Annotated in this window: 11 protein-coding genes; 2 read left to right on the top strand and 9 right to left on the bottom strand. The window is 59.4% G+C overall.

Annotated features, from left to right (window positions below):
- Window positions 1-12 precede the first annotated feature (12 nt).
- The 9 genes from LKE65_RS05420 to LKE65_RS05380 form a co-directional block, all read right to left on the bottom strand.
- A complete protein-coding gene (locus tag LKE65_RS05420) occupies window positions 13-189 on the bottom strand; it encodes a DUF1328 domain-containing protein (protein ID WP_086646310.1) in 177 nt (58 codons plus the stop codon).
- Between the two features lie 122 nt (window positions 190-311).
- Window positions 312-1,052, bottom strand: a complete 741-nt coding sequence (locus tag LKE65_RS05415; RefSeq protein ID WP_278740680.1) for an OB-fold nucleic acid binding domain-containing protein — start codon at window positions 1,050-1,052, stop codon at window positions 312-314.
- 136 nt (window positions 1,053-1,188) lie between these two features.
- Window positions 1,189-2,766, bottom strand: coding sequence for a bifunctional phosphoribosylaminoimidazolecarboxamide formyltransferase/IMP cyclohydrolase (gene purH / locus LKE65_RS05410; RefSeq protein WP_278740679.1), 1,578 nt, complete (start codon window positions 2,764-2,766; stop codon window positions 1,189-1,191).
- 95 nt (window positions 2,767-2,861) lie between these two features.
- Window positions 2,862-3,599: a tRNA (guanine(46)-N(7))-methyltransferase TrmB gene (gene trmB / locus LKE65_RS05405; RefSeq protein ID WP_095349635.1), complete on the bottom strand. Its 738-nt coding sequence runs from the start codon at window positions 3,597-3,599 to the stop codon at window positions 2,862-2,864.
- Between the two features lie 18 nt (window positions 3,600-3,617).
- Window positions 3,618-4,805 (bottom strand): methionine adenosyltransferase, encoded by a 1,188-nt coding sequence (metK, locus tag LKE65_RS05400; RefSeq protein WP_086646314.1) that lies wholly within the window; start codon window positions 4,803-4,805, stop codon window positions 3,618-3,620.
- Between the two features lie 188 nt (window positions 4,806-4,993).
- A complete protein-coding gene (gene dapB, locus LKE65_RS05395) occupies window positions 4,994-5,773 on the bottom strand; it encodes a 4-hydroxy-tetrahydrodipicolinate reductase (protein WP_278740678.1) in 780 nt (259 codons plus the stop codon).
- A 5-nt stretch (window positions 5,774-5,778) separates the two neighbouring features.
- Window positions 5,779-6,915: a molecular chaperone DnaJ gene (dnaJ, locus tag LKE65_RS05390; RefSeq protein ID WP_095349637.1), complete on the bottom strand. Its 1,137-nt coding sequence runs from the start codon at window positions 6,913-6,915 to the stop codon at window positions 5,779-5,781.
- Between the two features lie 155 nt (window positions 6,916-7,070).
- Window positions 7,071-8,978, bottom strand: a complete 1,908-nt coding sequence (dnaK, locus tag LKE65_RS05385; RefSeq protein ID WP_165925545.1) for a molecular chaperone DnaK — start codon at window positions 8,976-8,978, stop codon at window positions 7,071-7,073.
- A gap of 194 nt (window positions 8,979-9,172) precedes the next feature.
- Window positions 9,173-9,754 (bottom strand): nucleotide exchange factor GrpE, encoded by a 582-nt coding sequence (locus LKE65_RS05380; RefSeq protein ID WP_086646318.1) that lies wholly within the window; start codon window positions 9,752-9,754, stop codon window positions 9,173-9,175.
- A 193-nt stretch (window positions 9,755-9,947) separates the two neighbouring features.
- On the opposite strand from LKE65_RS05380, the gene LKE65_RS05375 reads away from it, so the two are divergent.
- Window positions 9,948-10,664, top strand: a complete 717-nt coding sequence (locus LKE65_RS05375) for a response regulator transcription factor (RefSeq protein WP_086646319.1) — start codon at window positions 9,948-9,950, stop codon at window positions 10,662-10,664.
- A gap of 9 nt (window positions 10,665-10,673) precedes the next feature.
- Window positions 10,674-12,455, top strand: a complete 1,782-nt coding sequence (locus LKE65_RS05370) for a stimulus-sensing domain-containing protein (protein ID WP_278740677.1) — start codon at window positions 10,674-10,676, stop codon at window positions 12,453-12,455.
- Window positions 12,456-12,460: the final 5 nt, after the last annotated feature.

Here is a 12,460-nt window from a genome sequence, read left to right as displayed (position 1 = left end):
CCTGTCTGTTTTTTACGGCCCCGAACGCGAACGACCACCAAAAAACAGGCTGATGATCAGCAGCACCACAAAGACGAACAGCAGAACCTTGGCAATTTCCGAGAACCCCGAGGCCGCACCATTAAATCCGAACAGGGATGCCAGCAGAGCAAAAATAAGAAAAACAATAATCCACCGTATCAACGCCATTCTGGCCTCCCTTCGTCCATGTCCATGCCATGCATGTTCCATGCTTCCATAGGGGCTTAACGCAAAATGGCGACCACGGTTCTGTGGTCGCCATTCTGGCATGACACTTTGTGTTCGACGGCTTAGTGCTCATCCGCCCCGGGAATAAGATCATACCCCGGAGACCCCGGAGCAGGGCCCGGCGGGGGTACATTGCCCACGGCAATGCCGATCAGCTTATCCGCAGCAGGTCCAATTTCACGCGCGTCAATGGCAATGCCCAGATCACCACTACTGCCACCACCCACAGCATAGAGCGTCTGCCCGGCCTTAAGCAGGCCAGAAACCCGCGCGGCCTCACGCGGAGACAGATAAATAACCGAATGATCCTTGAGCACGGCACCCGTCAGATGGCCGCCTGCATCATACAGCGGCATCCAGACCTCACCATGCAGAACAAGGTCTGGCCCGGCTATCATTTCGGGGGAATGCAACGGCATTTCAATAAAGCTGTCCTGCACCGTACGCCCACGCGGGCTTGCCACGCTAAAGGCACGGATAATCGGCAGGACCTGCCCCTTGATACCGCGAATGTCCACCTTGTCCCCAACCTTGATCAGGCCTGCAAAGGTATGGGCCTGTTCGGGGGAGACAAAAACCTGCGTGCCATCATCAAGCACAAAGCCGACAATGCCGCCGTGGGGTGCTGGCAGAAACTGCACCACGCTCCCCGTAAACACCGGCAGCACGGACAGGTCATATACGCCTGTGGCCTGCTTTTCCGTTGCGGTCTGCCTGGAGGCAAAGGTGGTGCCGTGGGATGACGCCTCCTTATGTGCAGGGGCTGCCACCGCAACAGAAGACGCCAGAATCAAACCAGACAAACTAAGCAAAGAGCGCATGAAACAACCACTAAGGACAGGCGCGCCCTGCCCCACCGGGGCAGAACGCGGCAATGCGTGAGACTCGTATGCATACTCTGCCATGAAGGCCCATTCCCGCAAGAGCGGGAATAGCGCGTCAGTGACGGAAATGACGCATACCAGTAAACACCATGGCAATGCCTGCGGCATCGGCTGCGGCAATCACCTCATCATCACGGATGGACCCGCCGGGCTGTATAACGGCTGTTGCACCGGCAGCCACAATGGTTTCCAGCCCATCCGCAAAGGGGAAGAACGCGTCGGAGGCAGCAACGGAACCCTGCGTCAGAGGGGTGGACTGGCCGGCGGCCTTGGCGGCTTCCCCACTTTTGCTGGCAGCAATGCGGGCGGAGTCCACGCGGCTCATCTGCCCGGCACCAATGCCCACCGTGGCGCAATCCTTGGCGTACACAATGGCATTGGACTTGACATGCTTTGCCACCCGGAAGGCAAAGATCAGGTCCTGCATTTCCTGTTCCGTGGGAACGCGCTTGGTGACAACCTTCAGCGCCTCAGGAGCAATCCGTCCGTTATCGCGCGTCTGGGCCAGAAAGCCCCCGGCAACCGAGCGCACAACCGTACCAGCAGCAGTGGGGTCAGGCAGGCCACCGGTCAGCAGCAGGCGCAGGTTCTTTTTGCGTGCCAGCAGGGCCTTTGCATCGTCCGCAGCGTCGGGAGCCACAATGACTTCGGTAAAGATAGTGGAAATCTTTTCCGCCGTGACCGCATCCAGCGGACGGTTCAGGGCGACAATACCCCCAAAGGCAGAAACCGGGTCACACCGCAGGGCCTGATCCCAAGCCGAGGTCAGCGTGTCTGCAACGGCAACACCGCAGGGATTGGCGTGTTTGACAATGACCACAGCTGGCGCATCAAACTCGGCAACAGCCTCAAACGCGGCATCTGTATCGTTGATGTTGTTATAAGACAGCGCCTTGCCCTGCACCTGTACGGCCGTGGCCACACCGGGGCGGGTGCTGCCATCGCGGTAAAAGGCTGCCTGCTGGTGGGGGTTTTCACCATAACGCAGGATTTCAGCCCGCTGGCCAGCCAGAGCAAACCGTTCGGGGAACGCATCCTGCGCCTGCGCTGCAAACCATGCCGCAATAGCCGCATCATACGCAGCCGTGCGGGCATAGGCTGCACCAGCATAAAAGCGGCGCATGTCCAGCGTGGTGCCACCATCGCCCAGCGCATCAATCAGCCCTTCATACTGGGCCGGATCGGTCAGTACCACCACATGCGCGTGGTTTTTGGCAGCTGCACGGATAAGGGCCGGGCCACCAATATCAATATTTTCAATGCAGGTTTCGGCATCGGCGCCAGATGCAACCGTTTTTTCAAACGGGTAGAGGTTCACGGCAACCAGATCAATCGGGCCAATGCCATGGTCTTTCATCTGCTCGACATGCGCGGGCAGGTCACGGCGGCCAAGGATACCCCCATGAATTTTGGGTACCAGCGTTTTAACGCGGCCATCCAGAATTTCGGGGAACCCCGTATAATCCGACACTTCCGTAACAGGCACGCCAGCATCACGCAGGGCTTTGGCGGAACCGCCCGTGGACAGGATTTCCGCCCCCTGCGCCACAAGGGCCCGGGCCAGATCAAGCAGACCGGCTTTGTCGGATACGGAAATAAGGGCGCGACGGATAGGAAGCGTCGTCTGGCTCATGGGTGGACCTTTCGCACGGCAAAAAACGTAATGCGGCTGATTAGCCAACATGCCGCGCAGAGGCAACCAGCCGGAACAAAGAAGATGGACACCGCCTAACGGCGGGTAAACGTCCAGTAAAGTGGCTGACGGCCTGCGGCTATGGCCTTGGCCTCATACCGGGTGGGGAACCAGCCATCGGGGCGGATGGTCGCCGGGGGTGGTGCCTCAAAATACGGCTGTGCGGACATGACCTCCTGTACCCAGGCCTGATAGGTCGGGTCGTCACTGGCGACGCGCCAGACAGCACCGGGTTTGAGCACACGGGCACAGAGTTCCACATTCTGCGGATGCACAAACCGGCGTTTGGCATGCCGGGCCTTGGGCCACGGGTCAGGGAACATCAGGAACAGCCGGTCCAGACTGGCATCGGGCAGGGCCCGCAGCACCAGACGCGCATCATCATCCCACAGGCGGAGCATATCCGGCAGCGGGGCGGTGGCTTCCTGCTCAACAGGTACAAGCTTGTTCAGCAGCGAACACAGACCGTTATGAAAAACTTCGGAGGCTATATAGCCGACTTCGGGGTGTGCTTTGGTCTGGGCCAGCACATGCTCGCCCCCACCAAAGCCGACCTCGAACCAGATCTGTTGTGGCGCATGGCCAAAAACAGAAGCTGGGTTCGCTGCCTTATCCAGCGGAAACCGCAGGCGTGGCAGCGTTTCGTCCAGCAGGCGTTCCTGACGGGGGCGGAGCGGATGCCCACGCTGGCGGCCATACAGCCTTTCCGGCGGGGGTTTTACATCCACTGCTTCGGGCTGGCCGGCAATGGCCTGACCTTTTGCCTCCGTCATGAACTCGCTACCTTTATATCAGCGCTTCAGGGCGCTGCGCAGGGCGTCCACCAGATCGGTGCGTTCCCATGTAAAGGTATCCAGCTTGTCATCCGGCGTACGGCCAAAGTGACCATAAGCAGATGTGGTCGCATAGATCGGACGGTTCAGGCGCAGGTGCTTGCGAATACCGCGCGGCGTCAGGTCCATGACTTCACGCAGGATTTCACCCAGACGGGCTTCATCCACATCCTTACCGCTTTCATCCAGGTCCACGTAAACGGACAGCGGATGAGACACGCCAATAGCGTAGGAAAGCTGGATGGTGCAGCGGTCTGCAAGACCAGCAGCCACAACGTTCTTGGCAAGGTAACGGCAGGCATAAGCTGCGGAACGGTCAACCTTGGTCGGGTCCTTACCGGAGAATGCACCACCACCATGGGGGGCTGCACCGCCGTAGGTGTCCACAATGATCTTACGACCCGTCAGGCCGCAGTCCCCATCGGGGCCACCAATAACGAACACGCCGGTCGGGTTGGCGTAGAATTCGCTTTCAGGCGGCATCCAGCCTTCGGGCAGCACGCTGCGGGTTACGTCCAGCAGACGATCGCGCAGAATTTTCTGGTCCGCACCTTCATCATGCTGTGTGGAGATCACAACAGAAGTGGCACCAACCGGACGACCGTTGACGTAACGCAGGGTCACCTGGCTTTTGGCATCGGGCTGGAGGCCTGCAACGCGCTCATCACCAGCGCGACGCAGGTCACGGATGGTGTGCAGGATGCGGTGCGCATAATACAGCGGCGCAGGCATGAGGGTGTCTGTCTCGTTAGAGGCATAACCGAACATGATGCCCTGATCGCCTGCACCTTCGTCCTTGTCCGATGTGCTGTCCACACCAACGGCAATGTCAGCGGACTGAGCATGCAGGTAGTTGGAAGCTTCGGCATGACGCCAGGAGAAGCCGGCCTGATCGTACCCAATATCCTTAACAGCTTCACGAGCCAGATGGATCAGCTGCTCGGAGGTTACGGACTCGGGGCCACGCACTTCACCAGCCAGAACGATACGGTTGGTCGTTACCAGCGTTTCACACGCTACGCGCGCTTCGGGGTCTGCCGCCAGATACGCGTCCAGAACGGTATCGCTGATCCGGTCAGCAACTTTATCGGGATGACCTTCGGAAACTGATTCCGAAGTAAACAGAAAATCGCCGTCTTTACGCATGATGGTGCCGTTCGCCCCACGCCAGTGAAAAAAGAAAACAGGTAACCATCCCCAAAAAAGGGGACGGCATCCTATGGCGGCATAGAAAGTAATGGTCAAGAGCCATACGCCACCAGCGCAAAAGACAAGCCCCTGTTTTCAGCCCTGCGCCAGACGCGGGGCACGCCCCACGCCGCCTGCTTTGGCCCTTACAACGGGGGCAGGCCCAGTACGTCTTCCATGCTGTAAAGCCCTGCTTCCCGCCCTTTTGCCCACAATGCGGCGCGTACTGCACCCGTGGCAAAAATACGCCGGTCAAAAGCCCGGTGCGACAGGGTAATCTGCTCATCAGCAGATGTGAAAAGAACGTCATGTTCCCCCACAATCTGCCCACCACGCAGGGCGGCAAAGCCAATGGCACCGGGTTTGCGGGGGCCTGTCAGGCCATCACGCCCGCTTTCACGCACGTCTTCCAGCGCCACACCACGGCCAAGAGCCACAGCCTGACCAATGGCAAGTGCTGTGCCAGAAGGCGCATCCACCTTCTGCCTGTGATGCATTTCCACAATTTCCGCATCGTAGGAGTCTGCTGGCAAGGCCTGCCCCATCATCTGGGCAAGGCGGCGCACCAGCGTGACACCGGGGGAAAAGTTGGCAGCATGCACAATGGTGATGTCACCCGCGGCATCCCGCAGCGCCTGGTTCTGCTGTGCGGAAAGGCCCGTTGTGCCCAGCACCCAAGCCACCCCCGTACCAACCAGCGCCTGCGCACTCGACGCAACCGTATCGGCATGCGTGAAGTCGATCACAACCTCGCATTCCTTTGCCAGTGCGGACATGCTTGTAAACAGCGGAATACCCGCAGGCAGGCCCGCGGCCTGCTCGGGCGAACGGGTGGTGCCACCGGCTACGGTCGCCCCGGCTGCCAGCACTTCCTCAACCAGCAAACGCCCTACGCGGCCTGTAATCCCTGCAATACCAATGCGCATGTGTGTTATTCCGATCCTTCAAAAAAATCACGCACGCGGCGGAAGAAGCCTGTGTGCTCGGGGCTGTGTTTGATGTCCTCGCCCGCTTCTTTCTCAAATTCTTCAAGCAGTTCACGCTGGCGCTTGGTCAGCACCTGCGGTGTTTCCACCGTGACCTGAATATACATATCCCCCCGCGCACTGGACCGCAGGACCGAGAAGCCCTTGCCCCGCAGGCGGAAATGCGCGCCGGTCTGTGTGCCTGCCGGGATTTTAACAATGGTGCGGCTACCATCAATAACCGGCACTTCTATTTCGGTCCCCAGAGCGGCCTGCGCCATACGCAGGGGTACGCGGCAATACACGTTGGCACCATCGCGCTGGAAGATGGAGTGCTCGGAAACGGAAACATGCACATACAGGTCACCCGGCGGCACACCATTGCCACCGGCTTCTCCCTCCCCTGTCAGGCGGATGCGGGTTCCGTCCTCAACACCTGCGGGGATCTGCACCTTTATGGTGCGTTCCTGCTCCACAGTCCCTTCCCCACGGCAGGCTTTGCAGGGGTCCTTGACCACGCGACCCGCGCCATGGCAGGTCGGGCAGGCCCGTTCCACCACAAAAAAGCCCTGCTGGGCACGCACCTTGCCTGCCCCGTGGCAGCTTGGGCAGGTTTCCACCCCGGCGGCACCACTGTTGGAACCCGTGCCATGGCAGGTATCACAGGCAACACGGGTAATAACCCGTACGTCCTTTTCAACGCCTGCAAATGCTTCTTCGAGCGTGATTTCAACATGGGTCTGGATGTCGTTCCCACTCCGGGCCTGCCCACCACGGCGGCCCATCATGTCCCCGAACATCTGCTCAAAAATATCGCCCAGACCGCCGCCGCCAAATCCGTTAAAGTCGAACCCGCCGGGGCCAGCCCCGCCCCCTTCAAACGCTGCATGGCCGAAGCGGTCGTAAGCGGCGCGCTTCTGCTCGTCCTTGAGCACATCGTAAGCCTGATTGATTTCCTTGAACTTGGCTTCCGCTGCATCATCCCCCGGGTTCCGGTCGGGATGAAACTTCATGGCCATCTTGCGATAGGATTTTTTAATTTCCTCGGCAGAGGCCGTGCGGGTTACCTCAAGAATTTCGTAGTAATCAAGCTGAGTAGCCATGAAAGTCCTCTTGGGGCTGCCTCTTGCATGAGCACAGCATCTGTCCAGAATGTAAAATGTAAAACGGCGTCCGCCTTATAAAAAGCACGGACGCCGGAAAGATAATGCATTGAGGCCATGCTTGTCACATGGCCTCACGGGCTGCATGCGTCCGATCAGGACTTCTTGTTTTCGTTCACGTCTTCAAAGTCGGCGTCAACGATGTCTTTTTCGTCTGCCTTGGCACCAGCGGCACCGGCTTCAGCACCTTCGGCTTCCTGACCTGCCTTGTAGGCGGCTTCACCCACCTTCATGGCGGCCTGTGTCAGGCGTTCCGTTGCACTCTTGAGGGCTTCAACATCCGTGCCTTCCAGAGCAGACTTAACGGCGGCAATGGCACCTTCGGCTTCGGTCTTGTCCGCAGCAGGAACCTTGTCACCCACTTCAGACAGGGACTTTTCGACCTGATGCACAAGGGATTCCGCACTGTTGCGGGCTTCCACCTGCTCGCGCTTGGCCTTATCGGCTGCTGCGTTGGCTTCTGCGTCCTTGACCATCTTTTCGATGTCATTGTCAGACAGACCACCAGATGCCTGGATCTTGATCTGCTGTTCCTTACCGGTGGCCTTGTCCTTGGCGGAAACGGACACAATGCCGTTGGCGTCAATGTCAAAGGTCACTTCAATCTGGGGCACGCCGCGCGGTGCTGCAGGAATACCGGTCAGGTCGAAGTTGCCAAGCAGCTTGTTGTCAGCCGCCATTTCACGTTCGCCCTGATAGACCTTAATGGTCACAGCGCCCTGATTGTCTTCCGCCGTGGAGAACACCTGGCTCTTTTTGGTCGGGATGGTCGTGTTGCGGTCGATCAGGCGGGTGAACACACCACCCAGCGTTTCAATCCCCAGAGACAGCGGAGTTACGTCGAGCAGCAGAACGTCCTTGACGTCACCCTTGAGCACTGCACCCTGAATGGCGGCACCAATGGCAACCACTTCATCGGGGTTCACGTTGCGGGCAGGGTCCTTACCAAAGAATTCCTTAACCGTTTCGATCACCTTGGGCATGCGGGTCATACCGCCGACCAGAATGACTTCATCAATCCCCGAAGCAGACAGACCGGCATCCTTCAGCGCAGCTTTGCAGGGTTCAAGCGTGCGGCTGATCAGGTCATCCACAAGGCTTTCCAGCTTGGCGCGGGTCAGCTTGACCACAAGGTGCTTGGGGCCAGAGGCATCGGCCGTGATGAACGGCAGGTTGATTTCGGTTTCCTTGGAGGAGGACAGCTCAATCTTGGCTTTTTCTGCTGCTTCCTTCAGGCGCTGCAGGGCCAGCTTGTCGGAGCGCAGGTCGATGCCCTGTTCGCGCTTGAACTCGTCGGCCAGGAACCCGATGATACGGTTATCAAAGTCTTCCCCACCCAGGAACGTGTCCCCGTTGGTGGATTTCACTTCGATCACGCCATCAGAAATTTCCAGCACGGAAACGTCGAACGTGCCGCCGCCAAGGTCATACACAGCCACGGTGCCGCCGCTCTTCTTTTCCAGCCCGTAAGCCAGAGCCGCTGCGGTGGGTTCGTTGATGATACGCAGCACTTCCAGACCGGCAATACGACCGGCGTCCTTGGTTGCCTGACGCTGGGCATCGTTAAAGTATGCGGGCACCGTAATAACGGCCTGCGACACTTTTTCGCCCAGATATGCTTCCGCCGTTTCCTTCATCTTGCCCAGAATGAAGGCAGAAATCTGGGACGGTGCGTAGTTTGTGCCGCGGGCTTCAACCCATGCGTCACCATTGTCACCTTTGACAATGCTGTAAGGGACCATGCCCTTGTCCTTCTGGACGGTCGCATCATCAAAGCGGCGGCCGATCAGGCGCTTTACGGCATACAGGGTGTTGGTGGGGTTGGTAACAGCCTGACGCTTGGCGGCCTGTCCGACCAACATTTCACCACCTTCGGTGAAAGCGACCATGGACGGCGTCGTGCGTGCGCCTTCGCTGTTTTCGATGACTTTTGTTTCGTTACCTTCGCGCACGGCCACGCAGGAGTTGGTGGTGCCGAGGTCGATACCAATGACTTTGCTCAATTTCGTGCTCCTTTTAGCGACTTCATCCGACCCGAAGCATCAGACAAAGCCCTTTTTTATCGTAACCGACTGAACCCGGACCAAAGTCGGGGCGCAATCAGAATGACCAACCTGATGTATGGTGCGGTTTTCCCTTTTTCAAGAAGGAAAAACCACTCTGCGGGAAGGTTTTTTATCTTCCCTCCCACGCAGTGTTACTGGGCGTCACCAGCCTTGGCCACAACCACCATGGCGGGCTTGAGCAGACGACCATGCAGCGTCCATGTTGGTGTCCATGCCTGCATGACCGTACCGGGGGTATGCTCGGCGCTGGGCTGTTCGGCCATGGCCTGATGCAGATTGGCGTCAAACGCTTTGCCAGCGGGGTTGTCGCTCTTGATCCCGTGCCGTTCCAGAATGGACAGGAAGGAACGTTCCGTACTTTCAATCCCCTCGCGCATCTTGGTCACAACCGTGTCCTCACCCTCGGTCTGGGCAGGCAGGCTGTCCAGCGCGCGGCGCAGGTTTTCGGCGGCTTCCACCACATCACGCGCGAATTTCTGCACCGCGTACTGGCGGGCATCTTCCACGTCGCGCTTGGCGCGGGCCATCAGGTTCTGGTTTTCGGCTTCAGCACGCAGCCATTTTTCCTTGAACTCCGTAACCGAGCGTTCAAGGTCCTGCACGTGTGCATCGGCGGCATTCTCGGCAGCACCTGCCTGCTGGGGGGCTGCCTGTTCGGCCGGAGCCGGATCTACCGGGGTCTCGACCTGTGTGGGTTCTGTATCTTGGGTCATGTAGCAAGAAGTAGGCAACACCGCCCCAGCCGACAAGACCCGTTGACCCCCTGCAATGCAGGATTTTATGCACGGCAGCCATTGGCCGGAAAAAAGCGTGCATCACGCCATTCCCCCTCTTGGCATTGGAAGCCTGCGGCGCCTAAGCTAAACAGCTTGCGCTGATGGCAAGGGATAAAGGAACACACAAACGATGACAGAGCGCACCAAGCAGACAATTGCGCTGGTTGATGATGATCGCAATATTCTGACATCGGTTCAGATGACCCTGGAAGCAGAGGGTTTTAACGTCCGGACCTATACGGATGGCGAATCGGCATTGCAGGGGCTGACGGCCTACCCGGTCGATCTGGCTATTCTGGACATTAAAATGCCCCGTATGGACGGCATGGAACTGTTGCAGCGCCTGCGCACGCGCTCCAACCTGCCCGTTATTTTCCTGTCCTCCAAAAATGAGGAAGTGGACCAGCTTATGGGCCTGCGGCTGGGGGCGGATGACTATATTACCAAGCCCTTCTCCCAGCGCCTGCTGCTGGAGCGCATTCGCGCGCTGCTGCGCCGCAACGAGGTCAGCCGGGCGGAAGCCAACGGCGCCCCCACAGGTGGGGGTGCGCTCACACGCGGCAATCTCTCGCTTGATGAACTGCGCCACAAATGCACATGGAAAGGGGAGGATGTCCCCCTGACCGTAACCGAGTTCCTGCTGGTCAAAACCCTTGCGCAGCGCCCCGGTCTGGTCAAATCCCGCGACCAGCTGATTGATGCGGCCTACGGAGACACCGTGTATGTGGACGACCGCACCATTGACAGCCACATCAAGCGGGTTCGCAAAAAATTCCGGCAGGTGGATGATGATTTCAACCAGATCGAAACCCTGTACGGCATTGGCTACCGCTACAAGGAAGACTGACCCAAGGGCATGACCAACCGCCCCCCCCTGCTGGCGCACCTGTTTGCACAGGCGCGCAGCCTGCGCATACCCGGCCAGCGCCCGCATAATGGTGGGGTGGAGGCCACGGCAGCCTATCAGGCATCACGCACCCGGCTGATCTCCCCCCTCATGCGCCGTGTGCTGCTGGTGAATATCCTGCCGCTGGCCTTGCTGGGGCTTACGGTGCTGTTCCTTAACCAGTTCCGCAACAGCCTGCTGGCGACCGAGGTAACCGCCCTGCGCGAGCAGGCCCGCATTTACGCCGGAGCACTGGGGCAGAGTGCCGTACGCGCCGCCCACCCCCACGCCGCCCAGCTACAGGACCGTGGGTACGAGCTGGAAGCCGCACTGGCCCGCCCTCTCCTCCAGCGCCTGACCGAACCCAGCCCCAACGCCCATGCCCGCCTGTTTGGCCCCGATGGCCGGCTGGTCGCGGATAACCTGATTGATGTGGCCGACACGCTGGACACACCACCGGAGCCGCACCACTTCCGCTCCCATACCATTCCCTTCCCCCCCGCGTACCAGCCGGGCATTTACGAGCGGTTTTTAACGTGGCTGTGGTCTGGCCATAATCCGGGCATTGTCACCCTCAATACCGATGAGGAAGATATTCCCGACCGCCCGGACCGCCCACAGCGCCTTGACGGTACAGACCACCCACCGCCAGAAGCCCCGCCCTATATTCGCCGCACATCCCGTGGCAGGCTGATTATTACGGTGGCCGAGCCCGTTATGCGCGATGGCTGGACGGTGGGCGTAATCCAGCTGACCCGCGTGGCCTCGCAGGTTGACCGCTCGCTGTTTGCCATCCGTTCGACCATTCTCTCGCTCTTTTTTCTGGCACTGGTGCTGACGGTCCTGCTGTCGTGGTATCTTTCGCTCACTATTGCGCGGCCATTGCTGCGGCTGGCGGCCTCGGCACAGGTCATGCGGGACACCACGGGGCGCACAGGCACGGTGCCCGCACGCCTGCTGGCCCGACGGGACGAAATTGGTGATGTCGCCCGCGCCCTGCAGGCCAGCGCACAGGCATTGTGGAAGCGTATGGACGCCATTGAACGCTTTGCGGCCGATGTCAGCCACGAGATCAAAAACCCGCTGACCTCCATCCGCTCCGCGATCGAAACCCTGCTGCGCATAGAAGACCTCAACCAGCAGCGCCGCCTGCTGACCATTATCAATGATGACGTGCGCAGGCTGGACCGGCTGATTACCGATATTTCCGACGCCAGCCGACTGGATGCGGAAATGTCGCGCGCCAAGGCCCGCCCCGTAGCGGTTGGCCCGCTGCTGGCTGTTCTAACGGAAATTCATCAGGCCACACGTCAGGACGGGCAGCCGGTTATGGTGACCGATGTGCAGGATGACACCCCCGAGCACCCGCTGACTGCTCTGGCCGTAGAAGACCGTCTGGTGCAGGTGCTGCGCAACCTGATCGGCAATGCCATATCGTTTTCTCCCTCCAATGGGCAGATTACCCTGCATGCCGCAGCCAATGGTAAAATGGTCCGCATTTCCGTCTCGGATCAGGGGCCGGGGATTCCTCAGGCCAAGCTGGATTCCATTTTTGACCGCTTTTATTCAGAACGCCCCAAAAGCGAGAACTTTGGCCAGCATTCCGGCCTTGGCCTGTCCATCAGCCGCCAGATCATAGAGGCCCTACACGGCAGCATTGCTGTGGAAAACCTGCATGACCACAAGGGGGGCATAAGCGGGGCCCAGTTCATTATCGAACTGCCCCGCGTGCTGAGCCTGCCGCCACGCTAGACGTG

It is taken from the genome of Acetobacter fabarum, assembly GCF_022483405.1.
GTDB classification, from domain to species: domain Bacteria; phylum Pseudomonadota; class Alphaproteobacteria; order Acetobacterales; family Acetobacteraceae; genus Acetobacter; species Acetobacter fabarum.
This window is presented reverse-complemented; position numbering and strand designations above follow the sequence as displayed.

Excerpts from the sequence above, each read along its gene's own strand:
- purH (WP_278740679.1), bottom strand. The coding sequence starts at position 2,766 with ATGAGCCAGACGACGCTTCCTATCCGTCGCGCCCTTATTTCCGTATCC.
- LKE65_RS05420 (WP_086646310.1), bottom strand. The coding sequence starts at position 189 with ATGGCGTTGATACGGTGGATTATTGTTTTTCTTATTTTTGCTCTGCTG.
- dapB (WP_278740678.1), bottom strand. The coding sequence starts at position 5,773 with ATGCGCATTGGTATTGCAGGGATTACAGGCCGCGTAGGGCGTTTGCTG.
- LKE65_RS05370 (WP_278740677.1), top strand. The coding sequence starts at position 10,674 with ATGACCAACCGCCCCCCCCTGCTGGCGCACCTGTTTGCACAGGCGCGC.
- dnaJ (WP_095349637.1), bottom strand. The coding sequence starts at position 6,915 with ATGGCTACTCAGCTTGATTACTACGAAATTCTTGAGGTAACCCGCACG.
- LKE65_RS05375 (WP_086646319.1), top strand. The coding sequence starts at position 9,948 with ATGACAGAGCGCACCAAGCAGACAATTGCGCTGGTTGATGATGATCGC.
- LKE65_RS05380 (WP_086646318.1), bottom strand. The coding sequence starts at position 9,754 with ATGACCCAAGATACAGAACCCACACAGGTCGAGACCCCGGTAGATCCG.
- metK (WP_086646314.1), bottom strand. The coding sequence starts at position 4,805 with ATGCGTAAAGACGGCGATTTTCTGTTTACTTCGGAATCAGTTTCCGAA.
- trmB (WP_095349635.1), bottom strand. The coding sequence starts at position 3,599 with ATGACGGAGGCAAAAGGTCAGGCCATTGCCGGCCAGCCCGAAGCAGTG.